At 48.9% G+C, this 21,239-nt stretch carries 17 protein-coding genes; 12 read left to right on the top strand and 5 right to left on the bottom strand.

Annotated elements, in window-relative coordinates; translation table 11 throughout:
- Positions 1–124: 124 nt before the first annotated feature.
- Together IEY39_RS28425 and IEY39_RS28420 are read left to right on the top strand one after the other, a co-directional pair.
- Positions 125–967 carry an AraC family transcriptional regulator gene (locus IEY39_RS28425; RefSeq protein WP_188938019.1) on the top strand — a complete coding sequence of 281 codons (843 nt, stop codon included), beginning with the start codon at positions 125–127 and terminating at the stop codon, positions 965–967.
- A 175-nt stretch (positions 968–1,142) separates the two neighbouring features.
- The gene (locus tag IEY39_RS28420; RefSeq protein ID WP_229689134.1) at positions 1,143–2,213 is read left to right on the top strand and encodes a glycoside hydrolase family 53 protein; all 1,071 of its coding nucleotides are present in this window, start codon (positions 1,143–1,145) and stop codon (positions 2,211–2,213) included.
- 104 nt (positions 2,214–2,317) lie between these two features.
- Here the strand turns inward: IEY39_RS28420 and IEY39_RS28415 are convergent, their stop codons facing one another.
- Positions 2,318–3,652 carry an ABC1 kinase family protein gene (locus IEY39_RS28415; RefSeq protein ID WP_188938017.1) on the bottom strand — a complete coding sequence of 445 codons (1,335 nt, stop codon included), beginning with the start codon at positions 3,650–3,652 and terminating at the stop codon, positions 2,318–2,320.
- Between the two features lie 153 nt (positions 3,653–3,805).
- Positions 3,806–4,432, bottom strand: a complete 627-nt coding sequence (locus tag IEY39_RS28410; RefSeq protein WP_188938015.1) for a TetR/AcrR family transcriptional regulator — start codon at positions 4,430–4,432, stop codon at positions 3,806–3,808.
- A gap of 203 nt (positions 4,433–4,635) precedes the next feature.
- Between IEY39_RS28410 and IEY39_RS28405 the strand changes: the two genes are divergently transcribed.
- The 9 genes from IEY39_RS28405 (at position 4,636) to IEY39_RS28365 (ending at position 15,722) form a co-directional block, all read left to right on the top strand.
- Positions 4,636–5,334: a phytanoyl-CoA dioxygenase family protein gene (locus tag IEY39_RS28405; RefSeq protein WP_188938013.1), complete on the top strand. Its 699-nt coding sequence runs from the start codon at positions 4,636–4,638 to the stop codon at positions 5,332–5,334.
- Between the two features lie 146 nt (positions 5,335–5,480).
- A complete protein-coding gene (locus tag IEY39_RS28400; RefSeq protein WP_188938012.1) occupies positions 5,481–6,428 on the top strand; it encodes a GIY-YIG nuclease family protein in 948 nt (315 codons plus the stop codon).
- 121 nt (positions 6,429–6,549) lie between these two features.
- Entirely contained in the window at positions 6,550–7,359 is an 810-nt protein-coding gene (locus IEY39_RS28395; protein WP_229689133.1) for a restriction endonuclease, read from the top strand.
- Between the two features lie 91 nt (positions 7,360–7,450).
- Positions 7,451–8,011: a restriction endonuclease subunit S gene (locus tag IEY39_RS28390; RefSeq protein WP_188938010.1), complete on the top strand. Its 561-nt coding sequence runs from the start codon at positions 7,451–7,453 to the stop codon at positions 8,009–8,011.
- 4 nt (positions 8,012–8,015) lie between these two features.
- Positions 8,016–9,542: a type I restriction-modification system subunit M gene (locus IEY39_RS28385; RefSeq protein ID WP_188938008.1), complete on the top strand. Its 1,527-nt coding sequence runs from the start codon at positions 8,016–8,018 to the stop codon at positions 9,540–9,542.
- A gap of 10 nt (positions 9,543–9,552) precedes the next feature.
- Positions 9,553–10,551 (top strand): virulence RhuM family protein, encoded by a 999-nt coding sequence (locus IEY39_RS28380; protein WP_188938007.1) that lies wholly within the window; start codon positions 9,553–9,555, stop codon positions 10,549–10,551.
- Positions 10,544–11,770, top strand: coding sequence for a restriction endonuclease subunit S (locus IEY39_RS28375; RefSeq protein ID WP_188938006.1), 1,227 nt, complete (start codon positions 10,544–10,546; stop codon positions 11,768–11,770). The genes IEY39_RS28380 and IEY39_RS28375 overlap by 8 nt, the downstream gene beginning before the upstream one ends.
- An 11-nt stretch (positions 11,771–11,781) precedes the next feature.
- Positions 11,782–15,021 carry a type I restriction endonuclease subunit R gene (locus IEY39_RS28370; protein ID WP_188938005.1) on the top strand — a complete coding sequence of 1,080 codons (3,240 nt, stop codon included), beginning with the start codon at positions 11,782–11,784 and terminating at the stop codon, positions 15,019–15,021.
- Positions 15,021–15,722, top strand: a complete 702-nt coding sequence (locus IEY39_RS28365) for a M48 family metallopeptidase (protein ID WP_188938004.1) — start codon at positions 15,021–15,023, stop codon at positions 15,720–15,722. The genes IEY39_RS28370 and IEY39_RS28365 overlap by 1 nt, the downstream gene beginning before the upstream one ends.
- A 114-nt stretch (positions 15,723–15,836) precedes the next feature.
- Here the strand turns inward: IEY39_RS28365 and IEY39_RS28360 are convergent, their stop codons facing one another.
- A complete protein-coding gene (locus IEY39_RS28360; protein ID WP_188938003.1) occupies positions 15,837–18,536 on the bottom strand; it encodes a tetratricopeptide repeat protein in 2,700 nt (899 codons plus the stop codon).
- 329 nt (positions 18,537–18,865) lie between these two features.
- Positions 18,866–19,300, bottom strand: coding sequence for a MarR family winged helix-turn-helix transcriptional regulator (locus IEY39_RS28355; protein ID WP_188938001.1), 435 nt, complete (start codon positions 19,298–19,300; stop codon positions 18,866–18,868).
- Positions 19,301–19,393: 93 nt separating this feature from the next.
- On the opposite strand from IEY39_RS28355, the gene IEY39_RS28350 reads away from it, so the two are divergent.
- Complete coding sequence (locus tag IEY39_RS28350) at positions 19,394–19,849, top strand: GNAT family N-acetyltransferase (RefSeq protein ID WP_188938000.1); 456 nt, start codon at positions 19,394–19,396, stop codon at positions 19,847–19,849.
- Between the two features lie 10 nt (positions 19,850–19,859).
- Here IEY39_RS28350 and IEY39_RS28345 read toward each other — a convergent pair whose 3' ends face one another.
- Positions 19,860–21,191 carry a formylglycine-generating enzyme family protein gene (locus tag IEY39_RS28345; RefSeq protein ID WP_229689132.1) on the bottom strand — a complete coding sequence of 444 codons (1,332 nt, stop codon included), beginning with the start codon at positions 21,189–21,191 and terminating at the stop codon, positions 19,860–19,862.
- Positions 21,192–21,239: the final 48 nt, after the last annotated feature.

The raw sequence follows: 21,239 nt of genomic DNA, 5'->3' as shown, positions 1-21,239 counted from the left end.
CGGGGTCATCAGCGATGTAAACCTACCGAACGCGAAGTCCACATTTCCGCACTAAACAACCATAAACCAACACTATATTGACAAAAATTCCGTACTTTCCTTTCCAATACACAGATTTTGTGCAATGAAGGCAGTTTTTGAGGATATCGTTAGCAAGCGGGGAGCCGATTCGTATCTGGCCTATCGGTATGACACCGCTTTTTTCCCTTTCCTCTGGCACTATCACCCCGAGTATGAACTTACGCTGATCCTGCAGGGTTCGGGCGAGCGGATGGTGGGGGACAGCCACGAATATTTTGCCCCGGGCGACCTTGTGCTCATCGGTCCAGACTTGCCGCACACCTGGGTGAGCGAGTCGTCATCTGCTGCGGTGGTGATACAATTCTCCGAAGCCTTCATCGCCCCGCTGGTGCAATACCCCGAGTGCGAACGGATCAGGCAGCTGCTGGCGCAGTCATCGCAGGGGTTGTTCTTTCCAACGCAGGGTTTGGGTATGGGCAGCTTGCTGAATGCCATCGAACGCCTGCCCATGTCCACCGCAGTGGGTCGCATCACGAGTCTGCTGGACGTGCTGCAGACGCTGGCGGCTGCCTCTCCGCAGCCCTTGACCTCTCCCTATTTTCAACCCGCCGTGAGCAAAAAGACCGAAGGCCGCATCGCCAAGGTCTTCCAATATATCCACCGGCACAGCGCCGAGCCGATAGCATTGAAGGAGATGGCAGCGCTGATCAATTTGTCGGAGAGTGCCTTCTGCAAATTCTTCAAACGGACAACGGGAAAGACATTCTCCGACTATCTGGCTGATATCCGCATCGGCCATGCCTGCCATTTGCTTAGCGAATCCGATGATACCATTTCGACCATTGCCTGGCGCTGCGGATTCGACAGCCTCACCTATTTCAACCGCATCTTCCTGCGAAAAAAGGGTGTGCGGCCCCGGGAGTTCAGGAAGGGCATCGGCGGCTAACCTTGCTCGCGGGCTAACCACGTAACATGCACGATCCGGCCAAACGGCACGCACGATCGCACCAAACCGCACGATCGCACCGAATAACATGCACGATCGCACCAAAAAAATGCACGATCCAAACAAGCCCGCCGAACCAGCCCCCATAACTTTAGTCCGCTAAAACACAGCCATTATGAAATTACAAACGATTGTTTGCCTCCTGGCCATCTCCGGCCTGGGCGCATGTATGAAGACCACCCCAGTCCAATCCACCACCACTTCCAGCACTCCCGCGTCCTCAAAAGTCACCACGGCCACCACGACCACAACAACCGCCGCGGCTTCGTCCTCCTTCGCTTATGGATCGGATGTCAGTTGGCTCACCCAGATGGAATCCTCGGGTTATAAGTTCTACAACAACAGTGGCGTACAGCAAGACCTCTTTACTATCCTGGCCGGCAAAGGCATCAACGCCATCCGGCTGCGGCTATGGGTCAACCCTTCCGGCGGATGGTGCAACCTCAATGATGTCGTGGCAAAGGCGAAGCGGGCAAAGGCTGCCGGGATGAACATCATGATCGATTTCCACTACAGTGACACCTGGGCGGACCCCGGCCACCAGACCGTTCCCGCCGCCTGGAGCAGCCTCAGCTTCACCAGTCTCATGAACACCGTCTACAACTATACCCAAAGCTGTCTGCAAACCTTAAGCTCCAATGGCATAACCCCCACCTGGGTGCAGGTAGGCAATGAGACCAACAACGGCATGCTCTGGCCGGACGGGCAGGCGTCTACCAACATGAAGCAATATGCGTGGCTAATCAACTGCGGCTACAATGCAACCAAGGCGGTCTTCCCCTCGTGCAAGGTTGTCGTGCACCTGGCCAATGGCTATGACAACACTACCTTCCGCTGGCTCTTCGACGGCATCAAGGCCAACAGCGGCAACTGGGATGTCGTTGGGATGAGCATGTACCCCACCGCTGCTAACTGGTCGACCCTCAACAGCGAATGCCTCGCCAATATGCAGGACATGGTATCGCGTTATGGCAAGCAAGTCATCATCTGCGAAGCGGGCATGCCCGTCAACGACCCCACCGACTGCGAAAACTTTTTGAAGGACCTCATTGCCAAAACCAAATCCGTCTCCGGCGGCCTCGGCGTCTTCTATTGGGAACCGGAATGCTACAACAACTGGCAGGGCTATGGCTCCGGCGCCTTCGGCAGCAACGGCGAGCCCACGGCGGCTATGAATGCCTTTTGAGTAGGCCAGTACGCGGCTATAAATACGTTTTAGTCGGGCGTCCCCCGCCACCGCAAACCAAAGCAAGGCGGCGGGGCGCGCTCTTTGCTCTAGTCCTCGCCTCGCTACCGCAAGCGCTCCGGGCTGCCGCTGCGATCGCTGACGCGGGCCTGACTGGTGATGACCCGCGCTTTCAGGTCGCTCAGTATCGAATACAATCCGAAATACGTGCGATTGACATACAGCGAATGCCTCGAGCCCCTGGCTACTTTGGACTCCCGCACTTCCTTCAGGTTGGAAATATAATCCATATAGTCATAGATGGCTGAAAAGTAAGATTCATCTCCAAAGTCGAATGTTTCGACGGTGAAAGGAAGCGTCAGCATATCGATCATTTTCTGGAATAGCCCGGAAAAGAATACTATTTCTTTTTCCGCGTCGGTAGGATGGATCATTTCCAGGTTGGTATAGATCTCCCTGCGTCGGGTTTCATCCTTGAGCACCTCCTTATTCGTCAACAGGAAGTAGTTGACATAAAAGTCTTCCGGTATCTCTTTGATACAACCAAAATCGAACACGCCTACCGTACCGTCGTCCCGCATAAGAAAGTTGCCGGGATGCGGGTCGGCGTGAACTTTTCGCAGGACATGCACCTGGAATTGATAGAAGTCCCACAGGGCCTGGCCGATGCTGTCGCGCACCTGCTGGGAGGGGTTGCGTTGCAGGAATTCTTTGAGATGGAAACCCTTTAGCCAGTCCATGGTGATGATCCGGTCGCTGGACAGCTCGGGATAGTACACCGGGAACACGAGATTCGGAATATGCGCGCACTGGGCGGAAACTTCCATCGATCGCCGCAGTTCAAGCTTATAATCGGTCTCTTCCAGCAGCTTGCCTTCTATTTCGTCGAAGTACTTATCCAGGTCCACCTCGTTCATCCCGACGATGCGGATGGCAAAGGGCTTTACGATCCGGAGGTCCGACCGGACGCTGTTCGCCACCCCGGGGTACTGGATCTTTACGGCCAGCTCTTTGCCCCATTTTACGGCCTTGTGCACCTGGCCGATGGATGCGGCATTGGATGCCTGCATCTCGAAGGTATCATATAGTTGAGCGGGAGGTTTTCCCAGCGTCTTAAGAAAGGTATTCACCACGAGGGGACCGCTAAGCGGCGGGGCGCTGTATTGGGACATTGCAAACCTATCGGTATAGGCCTTGGGAAGCATGCCTTTGTCCATGCTGAGCATCTGCGCTACTTTCAGCGCGCTTCCTTTCAGGTTGCTCAGCGTGTCATAGATATCCTCTGCATTGTTGGCATGGAGTTCTTCCTTGCTGGTGGACGGATCGATCAGCTTTTTTGTGTAATGTTTGAGGTAATTGGTGCCGACTTTTAATCCTGTTGCGACAAACCTGCTGGCCCGCTCTACTTTCCCGGTGGGGATATTGCTCTGTTCTTTCATCAGTTGTACGATTTCAGCTGTGCTATTTTCCCTGCTCTGTTTCGGTTGCCCTATTTCGGCCGCCCTGCCTGCGCTGTTTCGGCTGCCCCTGCCCCATTTCCACTGCACCTTACGTAGCCCCCTTTCCGCCGTACTATTTCCGCGCGAACGCGGCTATTTCCCTGTGAAGACGAATTTGCCGAAGTCCAGGATACTGTCCAGCGTATTACTGCTGATCAGCTGGAAGCTCAGGTTGACGGCTTTTTCTATTGCGGCGTCGGTCATCTCGAAGCGTTCGCTATCGTCATTGATCCAGTAGCGAAGCACAAACAGGGCCTGCGCCCAGAAGCCATGCACATACTGGTCGGAGATAAATTTGCGTTCCTTCACCTCGCCGGTCTGGTACCCCTCTTTGATCAATTGGCGGATATAGTCATAGAAGGCGATGCGGAAGGCCTCCAGCTTATCGAGATGCAGCGGCGGGGTCAGGCATCTCTCCTTTTGCAAAAGGATGTAGCTCCTGTTCTCCCGCAGTTGCTGTACCCAAAGGAAGTAAAACGCGAGCAGCTTCTCCCGGACGGAGTAACCAGCGTAGGTCTCATCGCCCTTCAGCTTTTCCACGGTCTCCTCGAAAAATGCGCGCCAGATATCCTTTTCGAGTGCATCGAACGAGGAATAGTGCTCATAAAAGGCTGATTCTGTGGTGCCCAGTTGCTGGGCAAAGCTGAAGATGGAGACGGGGCGCCTGCCGTGCTCCAGCCAGTATTTGCTGTATGCGTCGCGAATTTCTTTCTTTTCCATGATGGAGGGATTGGCGTGTGAAAGGATAACACCCGGACAGGCAAAGAGTTCGTATCCAACAAAACAAAACCTTCCCGTCAAGAGAAGGTCTTGCTCAACTCAAACGATCACGCCCAAGTAGGACCAGTTTATGCAACTTGGCGCCCTGCTGCCCCGGAGCGAAATCCAATTGGAGGTGGGAAAAATCCCGAAATTTGCGAGTGATGAATGCTGACAACTTTAGGATCAATGGGTATACGATCTTGCCGGATATATTTACCTCCGCTGAGATCCAGGCCATAGCAAACTGCATTGAAACGACAGACTCTTCCGGCCCCGCGTTCCGGCGGACAAATGACCTCTTCGCTATCCGGCATTTTCTCCGGGTCATCCCCGCAGTGCAACCGCTCATCTTCACATCAGCGCTGAATTCCCTCCTCGCGCAAACCATCGGACCGGATCATTGCTGCGTCAAATCCATTTATTTCGACAAGCCACCCGGTTCCAACTGGTTTGTAGCCTGGCACCAGGACCTGACCATTGCTGTGAATCGCAAGTTCTCCCTGCCGGGCTTCGGTCCCTGGACGGTCAAAGGCGATCAATATGCCGTCCAGCCGCCGGTGGGCATCCTCCAAAGCATCTATACCATCCGCATCCATCTCGACGACACCGACGAAAGCAATGGCGCGTTACGTGTGCTCCCTGGTACCCATCTCCGGGGCATCGAACGCTTTTCGCCCGAACTGCTCGATTCCCATCCCTGTGAGCCCTGTTGTGTGCCCCGTGGAGGAGTCATGGTCATGCGCCCCCTCCTTCAACACGCCTCCAGCCGATCAACCGCCGGCAAACGGCGGCGCGTCATCCATCTGGAATTCAGCAATGTCCAATTGCCACCCGGCTTATCTTGGTCAGAACAGCTATAGGTACCCGCCATATAAAACCTGAAGCCACCGACCTGTTCTTAAAGTGCATTGTCATAAACCGACCGTCTGCAAATGCTAAAACTGATAATTATTTGATAATTTAGGTAGTATAAACGAATCACAAAAGCGGGGAAAATGCCGGCAAAATGAATAAGCTCACTTTAGGATTTCTTTATGTCCTCCGCAATCAAGCGATGCCAGAGGTCGTTAAGATCGGGCGAACGGACTTGCTTCCTGAAGATCGGGGAAAAGCACTTTTTACTACGGGCGTTCTATATCCGTTCGAAGTTATTTTTAGAGCTGTAACGTCTCATCCAGAAGCCTTAGAAAAAGAGGTTCATCACCAACTAAGAGATCAACGCATCAGACGGAATCGGGAATTTTTTCAAATATCCGGTGAATTAGCAGCGGAAACGATTCTAAAAGCACGGCAAAAGATTGATGGAATTGTGAGTTGGGCTAAAGAATCACCACTATTCGCCGGTGAACACGATCGCATACTATTGTCGTTGCGCACCGATCAAGTCATCATGCTGCTCGCCTATCCAAACTTTACCAGTCCTAGCCTAGAAATCATCGATGTATGGCAAGCACACTCTGACAGCGACACCCTAACGCTATACTTTACAGACAAGTCCGAGTATACCAGAAGCTTTAGCGACAATGAGCCCTTTTCCATGGCAGACCCGGTTCCGTTTTTGAATCGGGAACATTCCTCCTATAATGAAACGATCATTGGCAATGAGCGTTTAGTTCCTGGTGACCGTTTACTCTGGATGGACGATTCTGAAAATGGAAATTTTTTTAGTGTGCTCATTGAAGTCGGTAGCCATTGCCAGGTTGTTGCCCGAACGGAGCAGCCCAAATTCTTGGACAATACCTTTCCTCTATTGCTGAACCATCTCACCCTTAAACAAGCATCCCCCTCGATGATTAAGGCGTTTCAAAACGTGTCAGCCCTCCCGAAACCTCGACATTGGGCTCCGCGTTACCCAGATCCGAACCTGGGGTGGTCCGAAGTTGCCAAAGCTAGAGGTCCGGCAGAGTACTGGCTGTCACAGCTTGCCAAAATAAAAAAAGAAAAGAGAAAGTGATAACACAGGCAAGACCAATTCGAAAACGGTGAAAAAAGCAGTATTTTGAGACCTGCTCCGCCATTATGGAAATGAACATCAACTTAGAGATGTCATAAACAAACTCTCCGACTAATTCCATTTGACAGAAGAAGAAAAGACAGAGCTTCTACCCAGCGGGAATCAACCTGTAATTGACAATAGAGTGGGCTGGGCAAGAACCTATTTGAAAAATGCTCAGTTGCTGGAAAACCCGCGTCGCGGAATTCTTAAAATAAGCGAAGCTGGTAAACAGTTGCTCGATACCCGTCCCCAGCGAATTGACATAAGATATTTAAATACATTACCAGGTTTCAAGGAATGGCGCGAATCCTCTTCGGCTAAAGAAGACGAAAGCGGTCCGGTTGTTGAAAAGACCGAGATCGAGACCGGAAAGACGCCTGAGGAACTTTTAGAATACTCATTTATATCGATCAAAGAGCAATTGGCCTCGGAGTTATTGGAAAAAGTTAAAAGCTGCCCTCCGGTCTTTTTCGAAATATTGGTTATCGATTTATTGATCCGAATGGGATATGGAGGTTCGAGAAAAGAGGCGGGCCAGGTTATTGGCAGGTCGGGCGACGGAGGCATCGATGGGTTGATCAAGGAGGATAAACTCGGCTTAGACACGATTTACGTTCAAACCAAAAGGTGGGGAAATCAAGTTACTATTCACCAGGTACGGGATTTTGCCGGTTCCCTTTTAGGAAGAAAGGCAAAAAAGGGGATACTCATTTCTACATCCAGCTATCCTGCAAGCGCTAAGGAATTTGTTACTTCGATTGAGCCCAAAATCGTCTTGATCGATGGAAAAGAACTGGCTGAACTCATGATCGAGTACAATATCGGTGTCGCGCCTAAAAAAACTTATGAAGTCAAAAGGCTTGATACTGATTACTTTGAAGAAGTCTGAATATACTTTTCATAATTTGAAATATTCTACAAAAATAAAAATATAATTTCTCTCATACTTTTGATTATTTTTAGCGTTGAAGTGTCCTACAATGCTAAAAATTTCACTTTCTGAAATTGCAGAGATCCGCTTTGGTCTGCATGCCTTGCCTGGCTCGTGGGGGCCGATATCTTATTTACAGGTTCGCCACTTCAGCGAAGATGGACTGCGCATTCCAGGCTCCGAAGAATATCTACCACTCACTACAAAAAATAAATCGCATGTTCTCCTTGACGGAGACGTCCTCTTCGTCGGCAAAGGCTCCAGATTGTTTTCTTGGTGCTATACTAAGTCAGAACAACCGGTTATCGCTTCTTCCATTTTCTTTGTACTCCGCCCTGATGTCAAAGTCGTTTACCCGGAATACCTGTCCACGATTTTAAACGCTCCGCAAAGCAAAACACTCTTTTTGCAGCTCGGCAGCGGAACAAATATTTTTTCGATCCGAAAGTCGGAGCTCGGCGCTTTTGAGATTCCCATTCCTCCCTTGGCGCAACAAAAGAGAATCGCCACCCTGGCAAGACTTCACCAACAAGAGACGGCACTGGCTCGTCAGCTTATAGCAGAAAAACAAAACATGTACACCTCAATCATTTCAAAACTCATAAAATAGTCATATGACAAAAAAACTCACGCAAAAGGAAATCAACAATATAGTGTGGAAAGCCTGTGACACGTTCCGGGGCACAATCGATGCAACCCAGTACAAGGATTACATACTTACGATGTTGTTCCTTAAATATGTTACTGATGTGTGGAAGGATAAACGAGCCGACTATGCCGAAAAATACAATGGTAATGAAGTGCGTATTGAACGGGCACTGCGCAACGAACGCTTCCAGGTGCCGTCTGAATGTACCTTTGACTATTTATACGAACAAAGGAATGAAAGCAATGTAGGCGAACAGATCAATATTGCCTTGGAAAAACTGGAAGATGCCAACCGCAGCAAACTGGAAAGGGTATTCCGCAATATCGACTTTAACAGCGAAGCGAACCTTGGCCAGACAAAAGATCGCAATCGTCGCCTGAAAAATCTCTTGGTCGACTTCTCTGAATTGGATCTTCAACCCTCGCACTTGGAAGGCAACGATGTCATTGGTGACGCGTATGAATTCCTCATCGCGCAATTTGCCAGCGACGCAGGAAAAAAGGCCGGAGAATTCTATACGCCAGGGGAAGTGTCTACTCTCTTGGCAAAGCTGGTAGATCCACAACCAGGTAACCGCATCGCCGACCCAGCGTGTGGTTCCGGCTCCTTGTTGATAAAGGTAGCCAGGGAGGTGGGAAATAATAATTTTTCCTTGTATGGTCAGGAAAACAATGGTAGTACATGGGCACTGGCCCGTATGAATATGTTCCTTCACGAGATGGACAATGCGGACATCGAATGGGGAGACACTTTGAACAATCCACGGCTGCTGGAAGGCGACGAACTTATGCGATTTCACATTGTAGTTGCCAATCCGCCCTTTTCATTGGATAAATGGGGAGCGGACTATGCACATGCCGACCAATACAACCGATTTCATCGAGGGATCCCACCGAAAAGCAAGGGCGACTATGCGTTTATCACACATATGATCGAAACCACATATGAAGATATTGGAAAAGCGGGAGTCATTGTTCCACATGGTGTTCTGTTCCGCGGTAGCAGCGAGGGGAAGATTCGGGAAGAGCTGATCAGGGAAAATCTTCTGGAAGCTGTGATTGGTTTGCCTGCCAACCTTTTCTTTGGTACAGGCATTCCAGCAGCAATTCTCCTATTCAACAAAGGGAAAGGCGACAATAAAGACGTGTTGTTTATTGACGCCAGCCGGGAATACCAGGAAGGCAAGAACCAAAACAGGTTAAGACCGGAAGATATCAAACACATTGTGGATACGTATAAGGCCTTCAACCTTGCAAAGCCACTCCATACGGAGACAGGCGCGGTGATAGAAGACAAATATGCTTATCGGGCAACGCTGAAGGAGATGGAAGAAAATGACTACAACCTCAATATTCCCCGGTACGTGGATACGTTTGAAGAAGAGACTCCGGTGGATATCAAAGCTACGCAGCAGGAGATTGCCCGATTAAAGCGGGAACTTGCCACAGTGGAGGCCGAAATGGAGAAGTATTTAAAGGAATTGGGCTTTTAAATGCAGGAAAATGGACAGTGAAATCCTAATATATCAAACCCCTGACGGACATACAAAAGTAGATGTCCATATGGCTGATGAAACGGTCTGGCTAAGCCAGAATCAAATGGCCGATTTGTTTCAGACGACAAAGCAAAATATTAGCCTGCACATTCGTAATATTTTCGAAGAGAATGAGTTAGACGATAATTCAACTGTCAAGGAATACTTGACAGTTCAAAATGAAGGGAATCGACAAGTCAAAAGAAAACTAACCCACTATAGTCTGGATGTCATCATCTCCGTCGGCTATCGGGTAAAAAGTCATGTAGGCACCCATTTCCGCATTTGGGCAACCCAGCGCATAAAGGAATACATAATCAAAGGGTTTGTGCTGGACGATGAGCGACTTAAGCAGGCCCGAAACAATTATTTCGATGAATTACTGGTCCGAATCCGGGATATCCGCAGCAGCGAAAGAGTATTTTATCGAAAAGTCTGCGACATATTTGCAACTAGCATAGACTACGATGCGTCGACTCCCATGGCAAGGGATTTCTTTGCCACCGTTCAGAACAAATTTCATTGGGCGATTCATGCACATACAGCCGCAGAGCTAGTCAAATTGCGGGCCGATTGTACAAAGCCGAACATGGGGCTTACCAATTGGCCAGGGGAGCGCATCAAGAAAGAAGATGTCATCGTCGCTAAAAATTATTTGGACCCTGCCGAGCTGGATCAATTAAACCGGATAATTAACCAGTACTTAGAATTTGCAGAATTGCAGGCAATGAACCGAAAACCCATGCATATGACCGAGTGGCAAACCAAACTCAATGGGTTTCTAACATTGAACGATAGGGAAATATTGATGCACAAAGGAACAGTAAGCCAGGACATGGCCGCGCAATACGCACTGAAACAATTTGATCTGTATCAAAGGCAATTAGAAAAGATCCGCGTGGATGAGCTGGATAAAGCGATAAAAAAACTTCCGACATCCAAAGATAAAAACACGACCAATGAGTAAAATAAATGAAAATAGGCCGGGATATAAATATACTTCCTTCGGATGGATACCTGAAGAATGGGATGTAAAACGCCTTGAGGACATTTCAGAGATTAATCCAAAGAGAAAAGTTCTATTAGCTGAAACAGAAGTGAGTTTTTTGGCAATGGCAGATGTATCGGAAGAAGGTAAAATTGTAAATCAATCAATACGGAACTATAAGTCTGTTGCCAATGGATTTACTTATTTTCAAGACAACGACATTCTCGTTGCAAAGATCACACCCTGTTTTGAAAATGGCAAAGGAGCAATAGCACGAAATCTAAAGAACGGCGCTGGCTTTGGCAGCACCGAATTTCATGTTATTCGATTGCGAAATAAAGCTATAATTGAGTTTATCTTTTATCATACTCGTTTGCATTCGTTTTTGGGTCGAGGAGAACAAAATATGGTTGGAAGTGCCGGGCAGAAAAGGATACCAAAGGATTACATTGAAACTTACAAAATCACCTTACCTCCTCTTCCTGAGCAAGACCGCATCGTTTCCATCCTCAGCACGTTGGACGAAGCTATTTTTAAAACCCAGCAACTTGTTGATCTACTGAAACGACGAAATAAATGGATGACTCAAAACCTACTTACAGGTAGAAAAAGATTGCCTGGATTTTCAAATAAGTGGAAAATAGAATCGCTCAAAAACGTGGCGCAAAATATTAACATAAGAAACTCGCAAGGGCTAGAGACTTCAAGCCTATATGGAGTGACCAAAAAATTTGGACTCATCCCTATGCGTGAACATGTTAAAGGGGAATCTTTTAAAAACTGCAAAATTGTAAGACAAAATTGGTTTGCTTATAACCCGATGAGAGTAAATATTGGATCCATAGCCTTATGGGAGAATATTGAAGAAATAATGGTAAGTGGAGATTACGTGGTCTTCGCCTGCAATGAAGATAAATTATTACCCCCCTATTTAAATCTGGTAAGGGAAACTAACCTGTGGGAAAACTTTATGCAAGCCGCGGGAAACGGCAGTGTTAGGATTAGAATTTACTTCAAAGAACTAGGTCAATTTAATTTTCCTTGCCCTGGCAGGGAGGAACAGAAAAAAATAATTGAATTTATTACGATGGGAAAGAAAGAGCTTGAACTGTACCAACAACACCTTTTCCTCCTCCAACAGCAAAAAAAAGGCCTCCTACAAAAACTTCTCACTGGCGAAATCCGGGTAAAAATATAAATCACAAAATCATGTCGCAAACCCCATCCTTCAAAGAAGAACATATCTCCCAGATCCCTGCTCTCCAACTGCTGATCAAGCTGGGGTACAAATATCTTACCCCTGCCGAAGCCCTGGAAGCCCGGGCAAACCGCCTCTCCAACGTCCTCCTGGAGTCGGTCCTGAAAGAGCAGCTCACCCGCATCAACAAAATCGAATACAAAGGCAAGGAATTCCCCTTCAGCGAGGCTAATATCAACACAGCTATCCTCACTTTGCGCGATCTCCCAATGCAAATCGGCTATCTGAACACCAATAATGCATTTTACGACCTGGTAACCCTCGGGAAAAGCATGGAACAAACTATAATGGGTGATAAAAAGAGCTTTTCTCTGAACTATATCGATTGGGAGCATCCGGAAAACAATGTTTTCCATGTCACAGAGGAATACGCAGTGACCAGAACGGAAAGAACAGACACCTACCGGCCCGATATTGTGCTTTTCATCAACGGTATCCCCGTCGTAGTCATTGAATGCAAGAGTCCCAAAAACCAGGGAACTCCTATCGACCAAGCCATTGAACAGCATATACGCAACCAGCAGGAGAATGGCATCCAATCTCTCTATCACTACTCGAACATCTTGATAAGCCTGGCCGTGAATGATGCCCAATATGGCACTACGGCTACCGAAAAGGAATTTTGGAGCGTCTGGAAAGAACAATTTCGGAACAAAAACGAAGAGTCGGCCTACACCCAAACGCTCAGGCAGATGAAAAATGCACCGTTGCCCGATACCGACCGGACTATTTTATTTAAAGATCGATTTAAACAGGTATTTCATTACTTCAACGATCTGGAGAAAGAAGAGCTGACCATTACCCGGCAAGACAAACTGTTGTATGACCTTTGCCGGAAAGAAAGGCTTCTCCAACTGATGCATTACTTCATTCTCTTTGACGATGGTGCAAAGAAGATAGCCCGCTACCAGCAATATTTCGCCGTAAAATGGACGATGGAGCGAATTACTAAAATCCAGCCGGATGGCCGGCGATTAGGTGGCGTTATCTGGCATACCCAGGGTAGCGGTAAATCCCTGACAATGGTAATGTTGGCCCAGCTGATCACCCTGGAACCTCGAATAAAAAGCCCCCGGATCGTACTCGTCACCGATCGCATAGACCTAGACGACCAGATTACGACCACCTTCAAGAAATGCAAAAGAGAAGTCCAAAACGCGACAACGGGAGAAAAGCTGGCCGAACTACTGCAGAGCAACAGTGATGATATCATTACAACTATCATTAATAAATTTCAATCCGCCGTCACAAAACACAAAGGCGTATTCGAAAGCAACAACATCTTTGTCCTTGTAGACGAAAGCCATCGAACCCAATACGGCACCTTCAACGTAAAAATGCAGCAGGCATTCCCTCAGGCCTGCTATATCGCATTCACCGGGACGCCCCTCTTGAAAAAAGATAGGAATACCGCCGACAAATTTGGGGGCATCATACCCGGAACGGTGTATACCATCGCCGACGCGGTAGAAGATAAGGCAGTGGTGCCGCTTTTGTATGAAGGAAGGCACAACCTCATGGATGTGAACGACAAGCCGCTTGACACCTTCTTTAACCGAGTCTCAGAGCCGCTGCCGGAATATGGCAAAACTGCGTTAATAAGGAAATTCTCCAGCAGGAATAAGATCGTACAATCAGCCTCATTCATCGAAAATACCGCCTGGGATATCGTAAAGCATTTCACTGACACTATTCAGGGTACTGGGTTCAAAGGCCAACTGGCGGCACCCAGCAAACTATCCGCCGTTAGGTATAGGGAGATACTGAAAGAAATAAACCGGGTAAGTGTGGAGTTGCTTATCTCTCCACCAGACGACCGGGAAGGTGAGGAAGACGCATTTGAACAAAGCGATGACAAAGTAAAAGGCTTTTACAAGGCCATGATGGACAAATACGGAAGTCCGGAAAAATATGAAAAAGCACTCATCAGCAGCTTCAAGAAGCAGGAAGACCCCCAGATCATCATCGTAGTCGACAAACTTCTTACGGGATTTGACGCACCTCGCAATCAGGTTATGTACCTGACCAGAAATTTAAGAGAACATAGCCTGCTACAGGCAATCGCAAGAGTAAACCGGGTATATCCAGGAAAGGAATATGGCTATATCATTGATTATTACGGAAATCTTCAAAATCTCGATGAGGCACTACACACCTATGGTGGCCTGGAAGAATATAACCAGCAGGATCTGGCGGGGACACTAACCGACGTTACCACTGAGATTGAAAAATTGCCGCAAGCCCTTTCCGAGCTTTGGGACATCTTCAAGGACATCAACAATAAATATGATGAACCCGCTTACGAAGAGCTTCTTGCGGACGACGCAAAAAGGCATCGGTTTTATGACAAGCTATCGATCTATGCCAGGTTGTTGAAACTGGCTTTGTCCAGTCTGAATTTCAGTAATAATACATCCCCCCAAAGGATCGAAAAGCTAAAAAAGGACGCAGCCTTTTTCTTAGCCCTGCGAGTAGCCGTCAAACGCCGATATTTTGATGATATCGATTACAAAGAATACGAACCCCAGGTGCAAAAACTCATCGATAAACACATTACCGCAACCGGCGACGTTCTGAAAATTACCGAACTTGTAAATGTCTTCAACAAAGCGGAAAGACAGGCAGAATTGGAGAAAATTACGGGGAAAGCGGCCAAAGCCGACCACATCGCCAGCCGAACCATCAAGGCGATCCATATGCGGATGAATGAAGATCCGGTATATTTTAAGAAGCTATCGGAGATGATCCGCCAAACGATCGAAGAATACCACCAGCAAAGAATCAGTGAAGCGGAATACCTGGCCAGGGCCAAAGAATTCGAAGAGGGCTTTTTCAGCGATCGAAGGGATGGCGTCCCTCTAGCTGTCAAAGACAATCCAACCGCCATCGCATTCTATAATTTGGCCAATGAGGGGCTAAAAAATGAACTACAAGCAAAGACCAACCGGATGGACATCGCCGCGGCGATCGCCACAGGTATCGACGACATAGTAAGAGCAAATATCTTCGACAACGGAAAGCTCGTAATCGACTGGCAAAGAAATAGTGATATCAAAGGCAAGATGAAAAATGAAATAGACGATTTATTATTCGAGATAAAGAGCAAATTTACCCTGGAAATGAACCTTGAGCATGTCGATCAACTCATCGAAGAATGTATCCAGGTAGCCGAGACAAAATATAAAAATTAATGCAACACCAGTTGACCTTTGGCAACAGGCAGATCCATTTTGCATTGGAATACACCAAAAGAAAAACGATGGCCGTAAAAGTCCATCCAGATCGCCGTGTTGAAGTCTCTGCACCATTAAATGCCAATGAAGAAGAGGTGCGGGAAAACATCAGAAAACGGGCGCCATGGATCCTCAGGCAGATCGATCAATTCAATGAATATCTTCCCAAAACTCCACCACGGCGATTTATAAGCGGCGAAACTCACCTTTATTTAGGTCGGCAATACAGATTGAAGGTAATTTCAGATATCCATGACTCGATAAAGGCGTCTCGCGGTCAGCTATGGATGTATTCTCAAAACGTTGATCCACAGATTTTGAGAAAACGACTTTACGACTGGTATAGACAGAAAGCGTATGTCCTGTTCAATGAATTATTGAAAGAGATATTCCCAAAATTCAAACGTTATCAAATCGAACCTCCTGTATTGACGATCCGGCTGATGAGCAGACGATGGGGTAGCTGCACCACAAAAGGAAGAATAATATTGAATCTCGAACTTATTAAATCGCCAAAGGGTTGTATCCAATATGTAATCACACACGAATTATGCCATATCGTGTTTCCTCATCATGGAAAACATTTTCAGCAATTATTGTATAAGATGATTCCGGACTGGAGAAAATGGAAGGAAAGGCTGGAACACAATTCAATTTGAATTATCGAGCATAGTCGTTGACCTGAACCAAGCAGCTTACGGCTGCCAATGACGCCCGAGTAATAATCAGCCACCGCCTATGCCGGTGTGGCTGTCACCTGCCTGGACCAAACCTCAGCCCCGGTCGTTTTGGTGGATAAGTGCTTCAGCTTCCTTAAGCGCATCTTCGATCGAGGAACCCAGCTGTCTCAAGTACTTATCCGCAAAAGCGAGCTCCTTCTGGAGGAGCGCCTCATCCTTATGCGGCAACAATAATATGGCTAAGTCGCGCAGAAAATGTCTTGCTGTCGCCTCTTTCGACACCTCTGGAAGCAATAACAAGTGTATCAACACCAAATACTGAACCGTCAGATCTTTTAAATAAGTATCGGGACAACTCCGGTAACGCCTCGTAAAGACAACCACGGCCTCTACAAAATATTTTTCCGCCTCTTGGTATTTTTTGGCTTCGTCGGACAAAAGGCCGAGAGATTGCAAATTACCAGCCAGCCAGGACTCAAAAGCATCAGGACTTCTTTCGCTCAGCTTCCGGAAAATTATAAGCGCCTCCAAATAATAGGTTTCCGATTTTCCATATTGCTCCATTGCCTTGTACAAGGCACCGAGGTTGTATAACGCTGCTCCCAGATTCGACTCGTAAGCAGCAGGATTATCTTCGGTCAACTTCCTGTACACGGCTATTGCTTCCAGGTGGCAGGCTTCCGATTCTCCCCACCGTTGCATTATTTCATATAAAATTCCCACGTCAACGAGCGTAACCGCCAGACAAGGCTGGAAGGCTGCTGGGTTTATCTCACACCACCTTCGGTATATTCCAAGTGCTTCTTTGGCATTCGTCTCCGATTCCTCGTAGCGTTTCGTCTCAAGGTACAAATTAACTAAGGCGACAAGCGTACCCGCCAGGTCCCCCTCGAATATACCAGGCAACTCTTTACTCAGGAACCTACGTACCTCCAGCCCTGCCAGAAGATAGGTTTCAGCCTGCTCATAATTTTGTAAGTGCCTGTACAAATTGCCCAGGTTAATCAGGACATTTGCAAAATCCCGGGCGAACTTGACGCCAATTTCACCCACTCGAATATAGATCTCGAGTGACTCTTTAAAGCTGGCTTCGGATTGCGAATATCGATGGAGCTGCCTATACAAAACACCAAGATTATGAAAGCATCTCGCCAAATACGGCTCGAATTCCGTGGGATTAACTTTTACAAAATTCCTGTATATCGAAAGCGCCGCCTTTATACTTTCCTCCGATTCGTCGTATCGCTGCATTTCTCGGTACAAATTGCCAAGACTGTTCCTTACGTGGCCCTCGAGCAGTCCTCCCGCTTCATACGGGTATGAGAGCGCCCTTTCGTACAAGGCGATTGCCTCTTTATGTTGATACTGATCCTGCAAGAAACAAGCATATTGAAAACAATTATCGAAATACTCAAACATTTCCAGCGACCTTACAAACTCATAAGTAGCTTCTGTAAACCTGTTCGGATTCTCAAAATCCACCAGGATGGTCTTGGCATATATCAGGTCTTCCTCGGCAAAGGCCTGCTTCCTTTGCTGGATTTCCTCTTCTTTGGCAAGCAATTCTGTTCTCTCGACCCCCCTTTTCCCGGAGGCCAACAATTCCCGTACTCCCGCAAAGTGCCCGGCCTCGAAGCGCTGCCTCGCTTCTTTCAAACGAGCACTGGCTGCCTCCATATCTATCCGGGAAAAAATATCTGCCGTACTTTTGATATATTGCTCCAACCCCGCCAGCTCTATTTCCGCGCTTTCCAGCTCGGCCGCAGTTTCCTGCCAGGCAATTTTGGCCCTTATCTTCGCCTCAATGTTCGCTTCGCAAGGGTGGGAGGCTGCAATCTTCTCCCAGCGATCGAATTCCTGCCATTTCGCCCTTGCCATGCCCTTTAGTCCAACCGTTCGTTGAATCAAGGTCATTACCTCCGGACTTTCTCTCAAGATATTCTCCGGGAGGACCCCACAAACCGCCCTTGACAGATTTTGCATTCCCTCTTCGATACTACTCAACCTGTTCTCCATGAGCCCAGCCAGGCCTTCCTGTGTCCTTAATAGTTCTAACACCTCCTTTATGCCAATGGAAATAAACCGCGTATCCGTTCTGATATCTGCTAACAACGTCCGGTTAAAAGCTAGCCTTGCCTTTTTATTGGCCGGATCCGCGAGGACCTCCCCGAACCGCAGTGTCACCAGTTGGAACCAGTCCACGTGGCGACCGGCCCGCTCCCAACCCTCAAACAAAAAGCTCTTTACCTCCATCGGTATCGGCAGACTAAATCCATGCAACTCTAATCCATACTTTAACTCCTCGTAGAATTGTCGTTTGATCAGCGGTATCAGTTGCTCCTTTCCGCTGTCAGCCTTCGATGTAATGAATTCCTCCAATTGTGTGAATACCGCCTGCTCGTTAGGGATATAAGGCACGTAGGGCTTTTCACTCACCTGACTCTTATACCACCTACGATAGGCCTGCCTAAGCGCCCTGGCGGTACCTTGGTTATGAAGAAAATTGGGAAGGTTTTCCTTGAAGGCGACCTCTACCTGCACCCCTTCCATGAGCAAGTCAGTGGCAAATAGCTTGGCATCCCGCAGGCTCTGCGCTAGCGGATCCATCTCCGGCAAGCTCTCTTTCGTCCAGATCTTCCTCATCTGAACAAAGCCCTGCTTTAAAATAAGGTTGCTAAGAACTTTCACGGTATCCCCAGCCGCATCCGTAAGGATTGCCTTTCCTCCTTTACCGGTGGCCCGTCTGCCAGCCGTCCCGGCAAGAATCCCGATCAGCAATAGAGGCTCAGACATTAGTGAAAGACTAATTTTTGCCGTAAGTATAGTAGCATCAGGTCGAATAAAAAAGGGTATTTCCACCTATTTTTTGCAAGAACTTTGTGCCGCCAGCCACTCTCACCCAAAAAAAAAGCTCTATTGCATTCAACCTCGTCCAAATCAAAACTCGAGCCAGACCCCTTTGGATTCACCGCCACCCGGCCAGCTCTTTAATCGTTTGCCTAGTGGTTTTATCGGCGACCACTACTGCCCACCTCGGCGGGCTGATCAGCGGATTCGCCATCGGCCTGCTCTTATCGCGCAGCATCAAGGCGGAGACGATTCCGTCCTGAGGCCAACGCCACTTACACCCTCACCCGCCCCAATATCTCCGTCACCCTGCGCATACAACCTACCAGCTCCTCACACTCCTCCTCCCGCAACTGCACCAGCATCTGCCGCACAAAATCACTACTCATACGGTCGCAGACCTCGAACTCCTTTCTCCCCGCCGCCGTCAAACGAAGTTGATAGCTCCGGGCATCACTCGCCGAAACCTTCTTGGTCACCAGCTTCTCCTTCTCGAAGCGTATAATGATCTTACTCAGATAACTCTTATCGATGTGCAGCAACGGCACTATCTCACCCGCCGTAATACCCTCCTGCACGTGGATGGCATGCAACACCCGCGTTTCCGGCAGCGACAACCTGCCGTTCAGGAATTTCCGGTTCAATACCCCCACCAACGCCGTGTAAAACCGGTTAAAGGCCCGCATTTCGCTAACATAACTTTCCTTCATGCGCTAAAAATACAGAAAAAATTAGTGGAATATGTCTACTAATTTTGTATTTTCGTTCTCCGCCCGCCACCGCCGAGGCCAAAAACCAAGACCATGACCGACAGCCAAACTACCCAACACAACCACACCCTGGAATTCCGGGAAATGACCGCCGCGGACAGCAATGCCATCGTTCCGCTCGCCAACAAATTGCATCCCGGTATGGATGCAGAAAGGATACGTGCCTGCCTGGCAGAAATGTTCAACTTTCCCACCTACCATTGTTTTGGCCTCTGGCAGGATGGAAAACTGATAGCCATGTCCAATGGCTGGATTACCGTTCGCTTCTATTCGGGAAAACAGCTGGAGGTCGACAACGTCATCGTCGATCCCGACCTACGCTCCAAAGGCATAGGGAAATACTTTTTCGCCTGCATCCGGGACTGGGCCGTCCAACATCAATGCAAAACGATCGAACTGAACACCTTCGTTCAGAACAGCAAATCTCATAAATTCTATTACAACGAAGGCTATGCGATCTTGGGCTTCCACTTTCAGAAGTTGCTCTGATCCGCCATCCCTATTCACTCACCGTCCTAAACCCCACATGCTCCAACCCCGAATCCTCGCTACTCTTCATCCGCCGACTCACCCTATACCCCGTACAATAACTCTCATTACATAGGAAGCTCCCGCCCCGTATCACCCTCTTCTTAGAATACGGCTCATCCGGATCATAACTCGTCGCCGGCCCCTTCGGATTCACCGCCACGCCGGCCGCCAACTCTTTATAATACGAATCCTTGTAATAATCCGCGCACCACTCCCACACATTCCCCGCCATATCCACCAGCCCATATCCATTCGGCGCAAAGCTGCCCACCGGCGCGTAATAATAGTAGCCATCCGCAGACGTATTCTTATCCGGGAAATGTCCCTCCCAGAAATTCCCATGCGCCGTGCTGCCGTGCGCCACTCCACCCGACCCATGCGCCGCATGCCCGGAGCCGACCGCAACAGCCGCGCCGCCAGTAGCATCCGGCCGCTCATTCCCCCAGGGATAGATCGCGTCCTTCAGTCCGCCGCGCGCCGCAAACTCCCACTCCGCCTCCGTCGGCAATCGCTTGTGCGCCCAGGTACAATACGCTACCGCATCATACCAGGAAACATGCACCACGGGATAATTGTCTTTACCCACGATCGAGCTCCCCGGCCCATGCGGGTGCCGCCAGTTCGCGCCGGGCTTCCACTCCCACCACTGCGAATAATCGTTGAGGTCAACCGGATGATCCGGCGGCGAGAACACCAGCGAAGCCGGCACCAGCAAACTCGCATCGGGCTTCGGCGTTCCCGGCGGCAGCTGCTTCTTCAATTCGTTCCAATCGGGCTTCCGCTCCGCCGTCGTCACATACCCCGTAGCACGCACGAAAGCCGCAAACTGCGCATTTGTCACCTCTGTCCTATCCATCCAAAATCCTGACACCGTCACCGTATGCTTAGGATACTCATCCGGCGAAGCCTTGTCATTGTCAGCGCCCATGCGGAACGTCCCGCCCGGTATCCATACCATCCCCGGATGTGCCGCCCGCGCCGCAACATCGGGATACGCATTGCCCGCAACATCTCCACTGCCAGCACCCGGCTGCGAACCGGCAACCGCGCCACCATGCACGCCCGCAACCGAAGCAGCCCCACCCGAAGCCCCCGCAAACCGCGCCGGTATCCCCGACTCACAGCTCACCGCTTTCTTCTTCACCGTCGCCACAGCCGCCGCCGAATCTCCCGCCACAGCAGCCGTCCGCCGTCCCCCTCCCCCGCAAGCCACAAACACACCGGCAGCAAGTAACAAGCCCGCGGCAAGCGCACCCACGCCAGCCGCCACTGCCATCTTTTGTATATACAACAGTTTCATTTTGCAAATTTATGCCCCCAATCCATCTATGATATTCGCGCGCAATCC

It is taken from the genome of Puia dinghuensis, from assembly GCF_014642875.1.
In the GTDB taxonomy this organism is placed as follows: Bacteria; Bacteroidota; Bacteroidia; order Chitinophagales; family Chitinophagaceae; genus Puia; species Puia dinghuensis.
Note: the sequence above shows the minus strand (reverse complement) of the source record. Positions and strands in the feature narration are given on the sequence as shown.

What these genes read in the sequence shown, in the direction of transcription:
- IEY39_RS28425 (WP_188938019.1), top strand. Translation starts at nt 125, where the DNA reads ATGAAGGCAGTTTTTGAGGATATCGTTAGCAAGCGGGGAGCCGATTCG.
- IEY39_RS28385 (WP_188938008.1), top strand. Translation starts at nt 8,016, where the DNA reads ATGACAAAAAAACTCACGCAAAAGGAAATCAACAATATAGTGTGGAAA.
- IEY39_RS28410 (WP_188938015.1), bottom strand. Translation starts at nt 4,432, where the DNA reads ATGGAAAAGAAAGAAATTCGCGACGCATACAGCAAATACTGGCTGGAG.
- IEY39_RS28375 (WP_188938006.1), top strand. Translation starts at nt 10,544, where the DNA reads ATGAGTAAAATAAATGAAAATAGGCCGGGATATAAATATACTTCCTTC.
- IEY39_RS28350 (WP_188938000.1), top strand. Translation starts at nt 19,394, where the DNA reads ATGACCGACAGCCAAACTACCCAACACAACCACACCCTGGAATTCCGG.
- IEY39_RS28345 (WP_229689132.1), bottom strand. Translation starts at nt 21,191, where the DNA reads ATGAAACTGTTGTATATACAAAAGATGGCAGTGGCGGCTGGCGTGGGT.
- IEY39_RS28370 (WP_188938005.1), top strand. Translation starts at nt 11,782, where the DNA reads ATGTCGCAAACCCCATCCTTCAAAGAAGAACATATCTCCCAGATCCCT.
- IEY39_RS28415 (WP_188938017.1), bottom strand. Translation starts at nt 3,652, where the DNA reads ATGAAAGAACAGAGCAATATCCCCACCGGGAAAGTAGAGCGGGCCAGC.
- IEY39_RS28365 (WP_188938004.1), top strand. Translation starts at nt 15,021, where the DNA reads ATGCAACACCAGTTGACCTTTGGCAACAGGCAGATCCATTTTGCATTG.
- IEY39_RS28420 (WP_229689134.1), top strand. Translation starts at nt 1,143, where the DNA reads ATGAAATTACAAACGATTGTTTGCCTCCTGGCCATCTCCGGCCTGGGC.
- IEY39_RS28355 (WP_188938001.1), bottom strand. Translation starts at nt 19,300, where the DNA reads ATGAAGGAAAGTTATGTTAGCGAAATGCGGGCCTTTAACCGGTTTTAC.
- IEY39_RS28400 (WP_188938012.1), top strand. Translation starts at nt 5,481, where the DNA reads ATGAATAAGCTCACTTTAGGATTTCTTTATGTCCTCCGCAATCAAGCG.
- IEY39_RS28405 (WP_188938013.1), top strand. Translation starts at nt 4,636, where the DNA reads ATGAATGCTGACAACTTTAGGATCAATGGGTATACGATCTTGCCGGAT.
- IEY39_RS28360 (WP_188938003.1), bottom strand. Translation starts at nt 18,536, where the DNA reads ATGTCTGAGCCTCTATTGCTGATCGGGATTCTTGCCGGGACGGCTGGC.
- IEY39_RS28380 (WP_188938007.1), top strand. Translation starts at nt 9,553, where the DNA reads ATGGACAGTGAAATCCTAATATATCAAACCCCTGACGGACATACAAAA.
- IEY39_RS28390 (WP_188938010.1), top strand. Translation starts at nt 7,451, where the DNA reads ATGCTAAAAATTTCACTTTCTGAAATTGCAGAGATCCGCTTTGGTCTG.